We start from the raw sequence: 15,995 nt of genomic DNA on the forward strand, positions 1-15,995 counted from the left end.
TATATTTCCTGATTTAGGATGCAAATGCAACAATCAATAATGTTTATATTCCTTTTGATACCGCCAAAGATGAGGGATCGGGAATAGGTCTAAGCCTCTCAAAGCAAATTGTTCTATTACATAAGGGCAGCATCATTCTTGAATCGGAATTGGGAAAAGGAACGGATGTCTACATTCTTTTAAATAACTAAATTTTATTGCTCAAATTTTTTTATAAAACCCAAAATTTCTATCTTTGGAACAAACCAAAAAGAAAAATATGCTACCAAATATCCCCAACCTAAAGTACCAGGACAGTACTAACTTTTTCCTGATTGCAGGTCCCTGCGTTGTTGAAAATGAAGCAGTTTCGTTCATTATTGCTGAACAATTGGTTAAAATTGCCAATAAATATCAGATTCCACTGATTTTTAAAGCATCATACAAAAAAGCAAACCGTTCGAAAATTGAATCTTTTACAGGTATTGGTGATTTTGAAGCACTCAAGATTATTGAACAAATTGGGTTTGAATTTAACATCCCAACTTTAACCGACATCCATTCGGAAGCTGAAGCCGTAGTTGCTGCCGAATATGTTGATATTTTACAAATTCCGGCTTTCTTATGCCGACAAACCGAATTATTGGTTGCAGCTGCTTATACCGGAAAGTTCGTGAATATCAAAAAAGGCCAGTTCCTTTCACCCGAAGCCATGAAATTTGCGGTTGAAAAGATCAAACAATCGGGCAACGATAACATCATGCTTACCGAAAGGGGAACCATGTTCGGTTATCAGGATTTGGTGGTTGATTATCGTGGAATTGCAGAAATGCAGAAAAATAAGGTCCCTGTTATTTTGGATATCACCCATTCATTGCAGCAACCGAATCAATCGAGCGGTGTTTCGGGCGGTAAGCCCGAATTGATTGAAACCATAGCCAAAGCAGGTATTGCCGTTGGAGTTGACGGTATTTTTATTGAAACACATCCCGATCCCGAAAATGCAAAATCAGATGGTTCGAACATGTTGCACCTTGATTATTTAGAAGATCTGATCGAAAAACTGGTGAGGGTAAGGGAAGCTATCTCCTAATATTTTTTAAATAATTTTACTTTTCACATTTAGAAAAATTTGTCTAATATCTAAAGTCTAACGTCTTATATCTCCGACTGACTGAAGACCCCTTGATGGTGGCAACTAAAAAGTAAGATCGGACATCAATATCACTGATTTCGGACCGCCCTTTTTTGAGAAAAATCATCGCCCCTCAATCTATATTTTATACAGCACTTTTTTGTATTTGATCTGCTTGGTTAAAATTGTGTTTTACGGCATTTATTTAGTTAGTTTCTAAATACAAATTTCCTAACTTTAAGGCTTCGATAAATCAGGTTCATTGATTATCAGCTTGTCTGTCAATGACACTGGTTAACAATGAATTAACTTTTTATGAAAAATTAAACTTTTAAAATTATGAATGACATTTATGAATTGTTCTGGATTGTACCATTAGCTGCAGTGATAGCTCTGGTATTTGCTTATCTCTTCTTCAAGAATATGATGAAAAGCTCTGAAGGCACACCAAGAATGAAGGAGATTGCTCAGTATGTAAGAGAAGGTGCAATGGCATACCTCAAGAGCCAGTACAGGGTTGTGGCCATGGTATTTTTAGTATTGGTTGTTCTTCTGGGTGTATTGGCATACCTCGGAGTGCAAAATCCATTTGTTCCAATAGCCTTTCTCACAGGTGGTTTCTTTTCAGGTTTATGTGGTTTTCTGGGAATGAAAACTGCTACATTTGCATCTGCACGAACTGCGCAGGGCGCTTCCGAGTCGCTTAACAAAGGATTAAAGGTGGCTTTCCGCAGCGGTGCCGTAATGGGACTTGTTGTTGTTGGTTTTGCCCTTATGGATATTGCAGCCTGGTTTTATTTGCTTGATAAAGTGATCTTCACCGCTGATAATATGCTGAATGGAGTACATTTTCTTGGGTTAACCTTTGTACATGAAGGAACCTCAGAGCATCAGAAACTTGTTGAAATCACTGCAACTATGCTGACATTTGGTATGGGAGCATCCACACAGGCCTTATTTGCCCGTGTTGGCGGTGGAATTTTCACAAAAGCTGCTGACGTTGGAGCTGATCTTGTAGGAAAGGTTGAAGCAGGAATACCTGAAGATGACCCACGCAATCCGGCTACAATTGCTGACAATGTTGGAGACAATGTAGGCGATGTTGCAGGTATGGGTGCAGACCTTTATGAATCATATGCTGGTGCTATCCTTGCTACTGCTGCACTTGGAGCTGCTGTTCCACTCATTGGAAATTATGAAGGAATGACACAGCAAACCGCTGTGCTCGCACCAATGATGGTTGCTGCTGTCGGTATTATTCTGTCTATTGTGGGTATTTACATGGTGAGAGCAAAAGAATCTGCTACCCAAAAAAACCTTCTTAATGCACTGCTTCTCGGTACAGGTGGTAGCTCAGTTTTTATTCTTATTGCTATTGCTATTATGGCATCGGCCGGATGGATCACCTGGGGGATTTTCGGAGCAGTTGTTGCCGGTCTTGTTGCCGGAGTGGTAATTGGACAGGGAACTGAATATTTTACTTCAGACGAATATAAACCTACTAAGGGTATTGCAAAGCAAACCTTGGGAGGTGCTGCAACTACAATTATCGATGGTTTAGCTGTTGGAATGGTTTCAACATGGTTACCGGTTGTTACCATCGTTCTTGGAATTATAGCAGCATACGGCTCTGCCGGCGGATTTACAAATTTTGCTCATGGTGTATACGGAATTGGTTTTGCTGCAGTAGGCATGTTATCAACACTGGGAATAACCCTGGCAACGGATGCATTTGGTCCTATTGCCGACAACGCAGGCGGTAATGCAGAGATGGCAGAATTGCCAAAAGAGGTACGTGAGCGTACTGATGCTTTGGACATGCTGGGAAATACTACGGCTGCTACAGGTAAGGGTTTTGCAATTGGATCTGCTGCATTAACTGCAATGGCGCTTCTTGCCGCATATATGGAAGAGGTTCGCTTGTGGCTCGGAAAAATGGCCGCTCAAGCCGTTGATGGCGTTTTTACTGTTGGCGACACAGTTTTCTTCAGAGGAGAAGTGATTCCGGTTATTGAAGCGAGTCAGGTTGCAGTAAATCTTCAAACGGCAGAAATAAATGATTTTGTAACAGCATACAATCTTTCACTTTTTAACCCGATGTTGTTGGGTGGGATTTTTATTGGATCAATGATGGCATTTCTTTTTAGCGCTCTTACAATGAAAGCTGTTGGAAGGGCTGCCAGCTCGATGGTTGATGAAGTAAGAAGGCAATTCAGGGAGATGCCCGGAATCATGAAAGGAGAACAGGTTCCTGATTATGCAAAATGTGTGGCTATTTCTACAAAAGGTGCACAACGCGAAATGATTCTTCCATCCCTGATTGCAATTACAGTGCCTATTCTTATAGGTGTTCTGCTTGGTGTTGCAGGCGTAGTTGGATTACTGGTTGGTGGTCTGACATCCGGTTTTACACTGGCGGTATTTATGAATAATGCCGGTGGTGCATGGGACAATGCAAAGAAATATATTGAGAAGGGAAATTACGGCGGAAAAGGAAGTGATTCCCATAAAGCTGCTGTTGTTGGTGATACAATTGGAGATCCATTCAAAGATACCTCCGGACCATCACTAAATATCCTTATTAAACTGATGACAATGGTCTCTGTTGTAATGGCAGGATTGACCGTGGCATTCAGTATTTTCTAGAAAAGAAAAACTTAATCAAAGAAGCCGGTTTTGAAAAGAACCGGCTTTTTTTATGTGTGCCCGACCGGGCACTAACTATTGGTTGCCGCTGCTTATACCTGAAATTTATGCAGATATCAGAATAGATCAGTTCTTATCTCCTAAAGCCGTATAATTTGCCGTTGACAATACCAAAAAATTGGGCAACCATAACATTTTGCTAGCCAAATAAGGCACCATGTTAGGGCTCGAAAGCAGCAGAGCCACTGAAACTTACACTCACTTTAGCACTAAAGAATTTGACCAAGTAAAAAGTGTGTTGGACAAGTTAAATATTTAACAAAGGCAAGTCCTGAATGAAAAGTATTATTTATTTTTGAGAAACTCAATCAGTAAAAATCTAAATAAAATGGAGTTAGATTTCTACCCGCAAATCCTACGATTTTCGCAATCAATTAATCTTCAGTCAATTAATTTTTAAGCTATATTTGATATACCCGTAATTGGCGGGTACACAACGTTGGCTATAAGGCGAGAATAGCAAAACTTACAGGAATTTAAACAAATTGATAATTATGAAAAGTATGCAAAAAAAGAAAGTATTAGTATTTCTAGCAAAAGCATTTGAAACTATGGAGTTTTGTGTTTTCATAGATGTAATTGGTTGGTCTAGAGTTGATTATGGACATAATTTATTCGTTGATACATGTGGTTTTACTGATAAAGTTATAAGCACTTTTAATGTACCTGTTATTGTAGATAAAACCATAGGAGAAATAAATGTTGACGAATATGACGCTTTAGCAATACCTGGTGGATTTGGGGAATTTGGTTTTTATGAAGAAGCATATGATGAAAGGTTTTTAAAATTAATTAGGGAATTTAATGCAAAAGGTAAAATCATTGCGACAGTTTGTAGTGGGGCATTCCCCGTAGGGAAAAGTGGAGTTCTTAAGAATCGGAAAGCAACTACATACCACTTAAAGAACGGATATTGGCAAAATAAACTGAAAGAATTTGGCGTGGATGTTGTGAATGAGCCAATGGTAGTTGATGGTAATATTATTACCTCTTATTGTCCTGAGACAGCTCCAAATGTTGCATTTGAATTATTAAAAATGCTGACTTCAGAAGAAGAAATGGCAGTAATAAAAAAAGCTATGGGATTTTAAGAAAAATGCTGTCAAAATTATTGAAAGATTAAGTTATAGAAACGCCCAACAGCCAACAATGAACTGTGGTAAAATCCAAACAAATTTTAAAATATATTTCACTGAATCACTGGCTTCCTGCTTTTAAACCCTTCATCATAAACCAAACCTGATTTTGCAATTGCAAAAGATTGCTTGAGTAATTTATTAGAAACTGCTACTAATGCAAGCTTTTTACTCTTTCCTTTTGCTATAATTCTCTCAAATTGGTCTTTACATGCTTTATTAGACTTACATGCATTGAAGCTGCATAAAAATAGTAAATTGCGCAACTTTCCATTTCCTTGTTTACTAATCCCGCCACGACCTCTTATACTCGAACCTGAGCTCTTTTCTACGGGTGATAAGCCAATGAAACATGTAAATTGTTTGGCACTTTCAAACTTTGTGAAGCCCTCACTGAGAATGATCATAAACATTGCTGTGCTTTTTCCAATACCAGGTATGCTAAGAAGTCTACTGAACAATTCTTGTTCATGGGTCATAATTAATTGTCTCATCTCGTCTTCAAGTTTTTGGATTTGAACACTCAATTCCTTTATTGCTTTTTTTAATGGATTGATGATTATCAGACGATGTTTATATTGCTTATAACTGAGTGCATGTAGTCGGTTCTTTAACATAGTCCTATTCTTAAGCAATAAATCAATATTCTCTTTTAGTATCCTACATTCACGGATATAGATGTGAGGCGGTCGGTAAGCCTGTTGATCATTCATCTTGGCATAGCGACATATCATCTCAGCATCAGCTTTATCAGTCTTAATTCTACGTAGATTCATCTGTATAAATCTTTTAATGACAAGAGGATTTACCACGGATACGAATATCCCTTGTTCATACAAATAATCAGCCAACTGAACATGATAAACTCCTGTAGCTTCCATCACACAGCAAGCATCCTTTAATAAAACTTTCTTAAAACTACCAAAGCCCTTTAACGTATTTTCATACTGATGATAAGTACCCTGATCATCAATCACATCAAAAACATCTTTTGATATGTCAATTCCATAATAATGTTTAAATTTATTCATGATATTTTTATTAGAAAGAACGAAACTATGTGATCCAACAACCTGAAACAGGCTTGATGCCTAATGAACTGTCCGGATTTAAATAGTAAAAGAGAGGGGACTGCCATTGTTGACGGGTTTAATCCTCGTGTATAAAATAGTCTTATTCCTCTCTTTCGTTCTTTTGATTTAATCTAATATAAAGAATTGCAAACTTAGGATGTATAAAAATAATAGCCGTGACAGCAGTAAACCTGTCTGCCGACAGGCAGGTTCTAGGGGTGTATCCCCTGCCTTTGCCGGCAGGCAGGCGCTACAACTTTCGTGTAACTTGATAGGTGATTCGCCCGCAATCCGCCACTACTTATACACGCGAACATTAGCAGGAAGGTTGAAAACCATTACAGAAAGTATTAACTTTAGATTTTAAACTTAAAAATAAATAATATGGACAGTTCAAAAAAAGGTAAATGCCCGGTTATGCATGGAGCAAATACAAACACCAATAGTTCCGTAATGAGTTGGTGGCCGAATGCGCTAAATTTAGACATTTTGCATCAGCACGATACTAAAACAAATCCACTTGGTGTGGAGATAAATTATCGAGAAGAATTCAAGAAGCTCGATTTTGAAGGACTAAAAAATGACTTAAAGAAACTTATGACTGACAGCCAAGAATGGTGGCCCGCTGACTGGGGACACTATGGTGGTTTAATGATTCGTATGGCTTGGCATAGTGCCGGAACTTACCGCACAGCAGACGGTCGTGGTGGCAGCAATACCGGTAATCAACGCTTTGCACCATTGAACAGTTGGCCTGACAATGTTAATCTAGACAAGGCACGTCGTCTGTTATGGCCTATAAAACAAAAATACGGCAACAAAATTTCGTGGGCAGATTTGATGATTCTTGCTGGTAATATGGCTTATGAATCAATGGGATTTAAAACATTTGGATTTGGCGGTGGTCGTGAAGATATTTGGCATCCTGAAAAAGATATTTATTGGGGTGCTGAGAAAGAATGGTTAGGAAAAGATAGATATTCCAACAAATCTGATGAAGAAACGCTTGAAAATCCATTGGCTGCTGTTCAAATGGGATTAATCTATGTTAATCCCGAAGGTGTTGACGGTAAACCAGACCCATTAAAAACAGCTCAGGCTATGCGGGTAACATTCAAGCGTATGGCAATGAACGATGAAGAAACAGTTGCACTAACAGCCGGTGGTCATACCGTTGGTAAAACACACGGTAATGGCGATGCATCAGTTCTAGGCCCTAATCCTGAAGGTGCGCCAATCGAAGAACAAGGTTTTGGTTGGAAAAATCCAAAAGGGAAAGGCAATGCCGAAAATACTGTAAGTAGTGGTCTGGAAGGAGCCTGGACAACACACCCAAACAAGTGGAACAACACGTATTTTTACTTGCTTTTCACCTACGACTGGGAAATCAGAAAAAGTCCTGCCGGAGCGCAACAATGGGAGCCAATCAATATTAAGGAGGAAGACAAACCATTTGATGCACATGTTCCCGGAGTTCGCCGAAATCCAATGATGACCGATGCTGATATGGCGTTGAAAATTGACCCTGTATACAGAAAAATATCTGAGCGTTTTTATAAAGACCCAAAATATTTTGCTGATGTTTTTGCAAGAGCATGGTTTAAACTCACCCATCGTGATTTAGGTCCTAAAAGTCGTTATCTCGGTGCAGATGTTCCAAAAGAAGATTTGATTTGGCAAGATCCTATTCCCAATGTAGGCTACACTCTTTCAGGATCGGAAATTGAAAATTTAAAAGTTAAACTTCTGAACTGCGGCTTAAACCGAAACGAACTTATTAATACTGCATGGGACAGTGCAAGAACATTCAGGTGTTCAGACTATAGAGGTGGGGCAAATGGTGCAAGAATAAGGCTTGCCCCTCAGAAAGATTGGGAAGGTAATGAACCTCTAAGACTTGAAAGAGTTTTGAATAAACTTATCGAAATTCAGGCAGGCTTGAGCAAAAAAGTAAGCATTGCCGATTTGATAGTTTTAGGTGGTAGTGCCGCAATTGAAAAATCTGCTGAAAAAGCAGGTTTCAAAATTAAAGTTCCTTTCGTTGCGGGACGAGGTGATGCAACAGCCGAAATGACAGATGGAGAGTCTTTTGAAGTCCTGGAACCTCTGCATGACGGTTATAGAAACTGGCAGAAGAAAAAATATGCCGTAAAACCCGAAGAGATGCTACTCGATAGAACACAGTTAATGGGGCTTACTGCACCCGAAATGACTGTTCTGATTGGAGGAATGCGCGTTTTGGGGGCAAATTATGGAGGAACCAAACATGGTGTTTTTACCGACAGAGAAGGAGTTTTAAGCAACGACTTTTTTGTAAATCTTACAGACATGAATTACGCATGGCAACCTGTATCCGATAATCTTTATAATATTGTAGAAAGAAAAACCGGAAAAACTAAATGGACAGCAACAAGGGTTGATTTAGTTTTTGGTTCTAATTCAATATTGCGTGCTTATGCAGAAATTTATGCACAAGAAGACAATAAAGAAAAATTTGTGAAAGACTTTGTTAAAGCTTGGGTGAAAGTGATGAATTCAGACCGTTTTGATGTGATGAAATAAACCCGACTACTAATAAGGTTTTCAGTGATATGCGAAGGTCAGAAGTCCGCTTTAACTTTTCGAGTAACCCTGCCTGACAGCAGTGCAGGCAGGTTGATAGAAAATTGCCCGCAAACGGCAACTTTTCATATTGCCAAACGTTAATTGACTTGTGATGAAAGAAAAAATCTCAATATTTTGGTTCAGAAGAGACTTGCGCCTAAAGGATAATCGCGGATTAAGTGAAGCTCTTAAAGATCACTACCCTGTATTACCCATTTTTATTTTCGATAAAAACATTATAGAGGAACTAGAAGAGAACGATCCAAGAATCACCTTCATTTATAACCAACTCCTGTATCTGTCATCCGAATTAAAGAAAAATTCGTGCTCCCTATATTGCAAAAAAGATGATCCGGAGAAAATCTGGAGAAACCTAATCGATGAATTCAGTATCAAAACCGTTTATACCAACGAAGATTACGAGCCATATGCTATTAACCGGGATTTAGAGATTGAGAAACTACTTCTCGCCAATGGAATCGAATTTAAGGCATTTAAAGATCAAGTGATCTTTGCCAAAAATGACATTCTAAAAAATGACGATTCTCCATATACCGTTTTCACCCCATATAAAAACAAATGGATTGGCAAGTTAAAAATCAATGAGACCATTTTAACTCCCCTCTCTTCAAACGAATCTAACTATGCCAATATCCAGTTGGATTTTCCAAGTCTCAAAGAACTGGGGTTTAAACGATCGACCATAAAAGTGCACGATTACCAACTTGACCACCTTGAAAATTATAGTGAAGCAAGAAATTTTCCGGCACTCGGACAAACAAGCTTTCTGTCTCCGCATCTTAGGTTCGGAACAATTAGCATACGCAGCATAGTGAAACAAGTGTTATCCAATCAAGTCTTTTTGTCTGAACTCATTTGGCGTGAATTTTTCATGCAAATCCTCTATCACTACCCGGAGGTCGTTCATTTTAATTTCAAACGTAAATACGATCATATTCTATGGCGAAACAACTTGAAAGAATTTGAAAAATGGACCAATGGGAAAACCGGATATCCCATGGTTGATGCAGGCATGCGGGAGCTGAATGCTACAGGCTATATGCACAACAGGGTACGAATGGTGGTTGCCGGATTCCTGTGCAAGCACTTATTAATTGACTGGAAATGGGGAGAAGCTTACTTTGCTCAAAAACTACTGGATTACGAGCTTTCTTCAAACAATGGAAATTGGCAATGGGCTGCAGGAACAGGCTGCGATGCTGCTCCATATTTTAGAGTATTTAACCCTACCGAACAGATTAAGAGATTCGATCCAAAAATGGTTTACATCAAAAAGTGGATACCTGAATTAAGCTCATTAGACTATCCGGCTCCAATGTTAGATCACAAACAAGCGAGAGAAAGAGCCATTGAAACTTATAAGAAAGGATTACAACTAAATGCATTCGAGTAAGGTGTCTGACGGACTGAAAGTCAGCCAGCACACCTCTCACCTGGTTGCAGGCATTCAGATACCACTGTATCCCGAACTTCGTTCATCGGGACAGGCTGTATGGGTATCCGTTGGCACGGACTTGCAGTCCTTGCCTAATAATCTTTAATGTACAGAACTCTAAGATGGTATTTAAAAAGATGGCTTAATTTGTTGTTTTACCTGCAGACTTATTTTAGTGCCAAACATTCCAGTTGGGCAGAGATACAGAAACCAAAGTTTTTCGTATTTTAGTTTTTTAATTAACGGGGGATAAAGAAACGGTTCTTTGCTCCCAAACGCAATTTAGCGTGGAACCGTTGTGCGTCATGCAGGAAAACCGACCTGCAACCTTGACACAATAAAATAAATAGAGAGTAAAGCATCGTTGTGAGGGAGCAGAATTATGATGAAAATAAAAAAAATTATCAAAAACAAGAAGCAGTTTCTTGACTTATTGTTGTTGGCAGATGAGCAGGAGAATATGATTGACAAGTATTTGCCGCTTGGAGACTTATTTGCTTTATTTGACGATGATTTGAAAAGTGTTTGTGTTGTAGTGCCGATAAATTGCAAAACCTGTGAATTGAAAAACATTGCGACATATGCAAAATATCGTGGCAAAGGATATGGTAGAGCATTGATAAATTATATTTTTGATTTCTATCAAAATGACTACAAAACTATACTTGTCGGGACAGGCGAGACACCGTCAATTTTGTCGTTTTATGAAAGTTGTGGATTTGAAAAGTCACATAGAGTAAGAAAATTTTTTACCGACAATTACGACCACCCTATGTTCGACGGCGATATACAACTTATTGATATGATTTATCTTAAAAAAGAATTATAGGAATACAAGATTGTATTACAAAAACAGATAACAATATGAAACAATGGTACGAAACATTATTTGAAAACTATGGTCAGAAATACGACAACGAATGTTTCACACAGGGAACAATTGGCGAATGCGATTTTATTGAGAAAGAGATTAATTACAACAAGGAGCTAAAGATTATTGATATTGGATGCGGCACAGGTCGTCATTCCATAGAGTTATCAAAAAGAGGTTATTCAGTTACAGGGATCGATTTATCTGAATCATTACTCGAAAAAGCGAGAGAAAAGGCAAAACAGAACGGTTTACAATTAGATTTTTTAAGGCACGATGCACGTAATTTGCCTTTTGAAAACGAATTTGACATGGCTATAATGTTGTGTGAAGGCGGTTTTCCATTAATGGAAACCGATGAAATGAATTACGAAATTCTTAAGAATGTTTCTAAATCATTGAAGAACAAGTCAAAATTTATTTTCACAACGTTAAACGGATTGTTTCCCTTGTTTCACTCTATCAATGATTTCCACGCCAATGGCAAGACAGAAGGCAATGCTGCATACGACAGTAAGAATTTTGATTTGATGACCTTCAGGGACTTCAACATTACTAAAGTCGCTGATGACAGCGGACTAGAAAAAGAACTCGAATGCAACGAACGATATTATGTGCCATCTGAAATAACCTGGTTGCTTAAATCGCTTGGGTTTACGAAAATTGAAATTTTTGGAGCCAAACTCGGTGCTTTCTCAAGGGAGGATAAATTAAGAACCGAAGACTTTGAAATGCTGGTAATTGCAACATAATAATAAAATACAAGATACAAATTATGAAACGATTTTTCGAAAACGCACTTAATAAATTTATAACCATTGTTGAAAAAGGCGGCAATGCGCTTCCTCATCCTGCAGCCTTATTTGGAATCATTGCATTAATTACACTGGTGATTTCTGCAATTGGATATTACTTGGGATGGCAGGGAGTAAATCCTGCTACAGACGAAACAATTAAAGTGATAAACCTGTTATCGGTTGAAGGTTTGCACCGGATATTACTAGAAATGGTTGACAATTATACAGGATTCGCACCTCTCGGAATTGTTATGGTAGCCATGCTCGGAATTGGTATTGCCGAAAGCAGCGGGCTAATAAAAACTGCCATCAATGCATTATTAATAAAAGCCCCAGAGAAGTGGGTAACTTTTATTATTGTATTTGCAGGTATTATGTCCAACATTGCCTCCGACCTTGGTTATTTGCTAATAATCCCTCTTGCCGGAGTAATTTTTCATTCACTGGGCCGTCATCCTATAGCCGGTATGTCGGCGGCTTTTGCAGGTGTTAGTGGAGGATTCAGCGCAAATCTTTTAATCGGTACGATTGATCCGCTTTTGGCAGGTCTTTCGACTGAGGCTGCACGAATTATTGATCCGAATTATTATGTAATGCCAACAGCCAACTATTATTTTATGGCAGTTTCTACCTTTGTTATTTCATTTGCTGGAACATGGGTTACTAATGCTTGGGTTGAACCACGACTTGGGAAATACAGCGGGAATGTTGAAATGGAGCCTGTTAAACCATTGATGCCGGGTGAAAAAAAAGGCCTGAAATGGGTATTGTATATTTTTATTGGCTGGTTGGCAATATTTGCTGCAGGACTTATTCCGGAGCATGGCTTTCTAAGAGGAGAGGATAATTCGGTGCTACATTCTCCATTGCTAAAAGGTTTTATTGCAGTTCTTTTTTTACTTGCAGCCAGCTGCGGTATCGTTTTCGGTTACATTACCAAAACTTTTAAGAAACACAACGATGTAATAACCGGAATGAACAGCAGCTTTAAAAGTCTTGTTTCCTTTCTGGTACTGGTTTTTTTCGCAGCACAATTTGTTGCCTGGTTCAAATGGAGCAATCTGGGTCTAGTTCTGGCTATCAAAGGAGCTGAAATATTACAGGCCATGGATATTGGCCTGATTCCGCTGGTATTACTGTTCGTGCTTTTCAGTGGATTTATTAATCTTTTTATGGGAAGTGCTTCAGCAAAATGGGCAATTATGGGCCCGGTTTTCATTCCGATGTTCATGTTGCTCGGATACTCTCCCGAACTATCGCAGGTAGTTTTCCGCATTGGCGACAGCGTAACTAATGTAATATCCCCTATGATGAGTTTCTTTGCTCTTATTATTGTGTATTACGAGAAGTATGATGCAAAAGCCGGCATAGGTACTTTAATCGGAACAATGCTTCCTTATTCCATTGTATTTTTTATTGCATGGACATTGTTATTGATTGTTTGGATTTTAGCAGGTTTACCTTTAGGTCCTGAAGCTGGTCTATATTATGTTAAATAAGCTACACCGATGAAACCTCTGAAAGAAAGCGAAGTTATTGTAATGGATGGTTCTGATATGAAGCTATACCCTTTTTTGCCATTTATACTGCAGGACATTTGGAAAATTGGGGCAGACCCTGATGCAATAATCATTTCGATAAGTAAGCATTTTGACAATGTGTCCGGCCTCAAAGTTTTTGATTTAGGATGCGGTAAAGGAGCAGTATCCATATTGCGGCCTAAAGTGTGTGTAATAAAGAAAATTCATAAAGTTGACTATCCCCGTGGCAGAGCCAAGGGGTACTTGCCTGCGGCAAGCAGGTTTCGCCAACTTTATTTCAGCAAAATGCTGAAAACCGAATTTTCATTATTTCACCCCTCTGTCAGTCTTTCGACTGACATCCCTGCCTGACGGCGAGGCAGGTCCCCTGAATATCAGGGGAGAGTAATAGGAAACCTCGCGGCAAGCCACGAGGAATTGTTTGATTAAAAAACTTAAATACCGAAACAACTAATGCACTTACCATTACTTCAAGACATACTCATCCTTTTAGGATTTTCGGTCGTTATAGTATTTGTACTTCAACGACTGAAACTTCCTTCTATAATAGGTTTTCTGCTGACAGGAGTCATAATTGGCCCCTATGGATTAAGCCTCGTAGAAGCGGTTGAACAAGTAGAAATTTTATCAGAAATTGGGATAATACTGTTGCTATTTGTTATAGGAATGGAATTATCTATCAAACAACTGGTTTCAATCAAAAAAACGGTCTTCGTTGGTGGATTTTTGCAGGTCGGTATTACCGTTCTCGCAGCAGGACTTATTTATTACGTTTTAGGTCATTCATGGAACGAATCGGTTTTTATTGGTTTCCTTTTTTCTTTGTCAAGTACAGCAATCGTACTAAAAACCTTACAAGACAGACAGGAGATTTCAACACCACACGCAAGAAATGCGTTGGCGATTTTAGTCTTTCAAGATATCATTGTGGTACCAATGATGCTTATTACCCCGCTAATCGCAGGTGAATCAACAAATCTAACTTTAAGTATTCTTTCCCTACTTGTAAAATCGGCAGTTGTTCTCGTAATCACTTTTATTAGTGCACGGTATATTGTACCAAAGTTGATGCATACGGTTGCAAAAACTAACAGTAAAGAACTTTTCCTGTTGGTTACCTTCACTCTCTGTTTTGCGGTTGCCTTTCTTACATCAGAAGCTGGCTTATCTTTGGCACTAGGTGCCTTTATTGCAGGGCTAATCGTTTCTGAGTCAGAGTACAGCCATCAAGCAACAAGTATTATCCTGCCTTTTCGAGAACTATTTACCAGCTTCTTTTTCGTTTCTGTGGGTATGTTACTCGATTTTAGCTTTTTTCTGAATAATATTCCCGTTATCTTGCTATTGGTTATAGTTGTATTCTTGCTTAAATCATTGATTGCAGCAATAGCTGTTGCAATTCTCAAATATCCAACAAGAACTGTTCTTTTGACAGGTTTATCACTTTTTCAAGTTGGGGAGTTTGCATTTATTCTTTCAAAAGTAGGCATAGAATACAACCTATTAAATACTCAATCCAATCAATATTTCTTAGCCGTTTCAATTGTGTCGATGATATTGACACCGTTTGTGATTATTGCTTCCGAGAAAATTACCAGCAGATTTATAGGAGTTTCAAAAAAGCTAGGACTTAAGGGTATCTTTTTCTCAGAACAGGGTAGAGTAGAAATTCCTGACAAAGAATTAGAAAATCATTTAGTTATAATTGGATATGGGGTGAATGGTAGCAATTTGGCAAAAGCAGCCGCTTCGAGTGACATTCCCTTTATCGTTATTGAAATGAATGCTGAAACGGTTAAACATGAAAAAGAAAAGGGTCTGCCTATTATTTTTGGTGACGCAACTCAAGACCATATTCTCGAAACTGTACATCTTTCAAATGCCCGAGCTGCTGTAATAGCCATATCAGACAACCTTGCTACAAAAGCCATCATAAAAAATATTCGGACTTATTCTGATTCGCTGTATTTAGTTGTAAGGACAAGGTATGTTAATGAAACATATGAATTAATTGCTTTAGGTGCAGATGAAGTAATTCCAGAAGAGTTTGAAACTTCGGTACAAATATTCACTTATGTTCTTCAAAATTTTCTTGTAACAGAAGGCGAAATTGACCAACTCATCGAAAAGGTCAGGGCCGACAATTACCAATTATTCAAAGGTGAATTAAAACGTCCTAAAACCTACCGACCGAAAAACTTCGCAGACTTCAATATCACATGTTTAAGAATGACCGCTGACAGTAATAAATTTTTAGGAAAACCACTAAAAGAATTGAACCTAAGAGCCGAATATGGAATAAACATCTTGGGTATCAAAAGAAGAAATAAAATGATGGAAAGCATACAGCCGGAAGAAATATTAAAACAAGATGATGTGATTTATATTCAAGGAAATCAAAGAAATATAGAACAGTTCCATAAATTGATAAAATAAAACAACGAAGGCATTCTACTTTAAATTATAATACCCCTTTAGATAAACTAAAAAAAATAGTTAATTTATTACCCGAATTATGAAGTATGACACGGCTGCTGGTGCAGGGGTTTAGATAAATATCACGAAGATAAAGAAGTAAATGACCTCCTCGGCAAATACTTCTACTTTGTGAAAATGGATATTGAAAAAAATGCAGATGGAAAGACTATTTATGAGATTTATGGCACCGGAGGTACACCCTCGTGAACCATATTTAAT

At 38.3% G+C, this 15,995-nt stretch carries 12 protein-coding genes; 11 read left to right on the plus strand and 1 reads right to left on the minus strand.

The genetic code is table 11. The features are described 5' to 3' along the window. The first annotated feature begins 32 nt into the window (after window positions 1–32). The 4 genes from KKG99_17020 to KKG99_17035 all read left to right on the plus strand — a co-directional run bounded on the left by KKG99_17020 (window position 33) and on the right by KKG99_17035 (window position 4,911). Complete coding sequence (locus KKG99_17020) at window positions 33–191, plus strand: hypothetical protein (GenBank protein ID MBU1014699.1); 159 nt, start codon at window positions 33–35, stop codon at window positions 189–191. Window positions 192–259: 68 nt separating this feature from the next. Continuing rightward, window positions 260–1,072, plus strand: coding sequence for a 3-deoxy-8-phosphooctulonate synthase (gene kdsA / locus KKG99_17025; protein ID MBU1014700.1), 813 nt, complete (start codon window positions 260–262; stop codon window positions 1,070–1,072). Between the two features lie 381 nt (window positions 1,073–1,453). Then, window positions 1,454–3,760 (plus strand): sodium-translocating pyrophosphatase, encoded by a 2,307-nt coding sequence (locus tag KKG99_17030; protein MBU1014701.1) that lies wholly within the window; start codon window positions 1,454–1,456, stop codon window positions 3,758–3,760. Window positions 3,761–4,323: 563 nt separating this feature from the next. Continuing rightward, window positions 4,324–4,911 (plus strand): DJ-1/PfpI family protein, encoded by a 588-nt coding sequence (locus tag KKG99_17035; GenBank protein ID MBU1014702.1) that lies wholly within the window; start codon window positions 4,324–4,326, stop codon window positions 4,909–4,911. Window positions 4,912–5,009: 98 nt separating this feature from the next. Here the strand turns inward: KKG99_17035 and KKG99_17040 are convergent, their stop codons facing one another. Then, the gene (locus KKG99_17040) at window positions 5,010–5,987 is read right to left on the minus strand and encodes an IS110 family transposase (GenBank protein ID MBU1014703.1); all 978 of its coding nucleotides are present in this window, start codon (window positions 5,985–5,987) and stop codon (window positions 5,010–5,012) included. 426 nt (window positions 5,988–6,413) lie between these two features. Here KKG99_17040 and katG point away from each other — a divergent pair, with 426 nt between their 5' ends. From katG to KKG99_17075, 7 genes are all read left to right on the plus strand, one after another. Next, the gene (gene katG, locus KKG99_17045; GenBank protein ID MBU1014704.1) at window positions 6,414–8,591 is read left to right on the plus strand and encodes a catalase/peroxidase HPI; all 2,178 of its coding nucleotides are present in this window, start codon (window positions 6,414–6,416) and stop codon (window positions 8,589–8,591) included. Window positions 8,592–8,745: 154 nt separating this feature from the next. After that, window positions 8,746–10,047: a DNA photolyase family protein gene (locus tag KKG99_17050; GenBank protein MBU1014705.1), complete on the plus strand. Its 1,302-nt coding sequence runs from the start codon at window positions 8,746–8,748 to the stop codon at window positions 10,045–10,047. A 427-nt stretch (window positions 10,048–10,474) separates the two neighbouring features. Beyond that, window positions 10,475–10,918 carry a GNAT family N-acetyltransferase gene (locus tag KKG99_17055; GenBank protein ID MBU1014706.1) on the plus strand — a complete coding sequence of 148 codons (444 nt, stop codon included), beginning with the start codon at window positions 10,475–10,477 and terminating at the stop codon, window positions 10,916–10,918. A gap of 35 nt (window positions 10,919–10,953) precedes the next feature. Further along, window positions 10,954–11,712, plus strand: a complete 759-nt coding sequence (locus KKG99_17060; protein ID MBU1014707.1) for a class I SAM-dependent methyltransferase — start codon at window positions 10,954–10,956, stop codon at window positions 11,710–11,712. Between the two features lie 23 nt (window positions 11,713–11,735). Further along, window positions 11,736–13,256 carry an AbgT family transporter gene (locus KKG99_17065; GenBank protein MBU1014708.1) on the plus strand — a complete coding sequence of 507 codons (1,521 nt, stop codon included), beginning with the start codon at window positions 11,736–11,738 and terminating at the stop codon, window positions 13,254–13,256. 9 nt (window positions 13,257–13,265) lie between these two features. Further along, a complete protein-coding gene (locus KKG99_17070; protein MBU1014709.1) occupies window positions 13,266–13,649 on the plus strand; it encodes a hypothetical protein in 384 nt (127 codons plus the stop codon). Between the two features lie 102 nt (window positions 13,650–13,751). Then, window positions 13,752–15,734: a monovalent cation:proton antiporter-2 (CPA2) family protein gene (locus KKG99_17075; protein MBU1014710.1), complete on the plus strand. Its 1,983-nt coding sequence runs from the start codon at window positions 13,752–13,754 to the stop codon at window positions 15,732–15,734. Window positions 15,735–15,995: the final 261 nt, after the last annotated feature.

Source organism: Bacteroidota bacterium, assembly GCA_018816945.1.
Classification (GTDB): domain Bacteria; phylum Bacteroidota; class Bacteroidia; order Bacteroidales.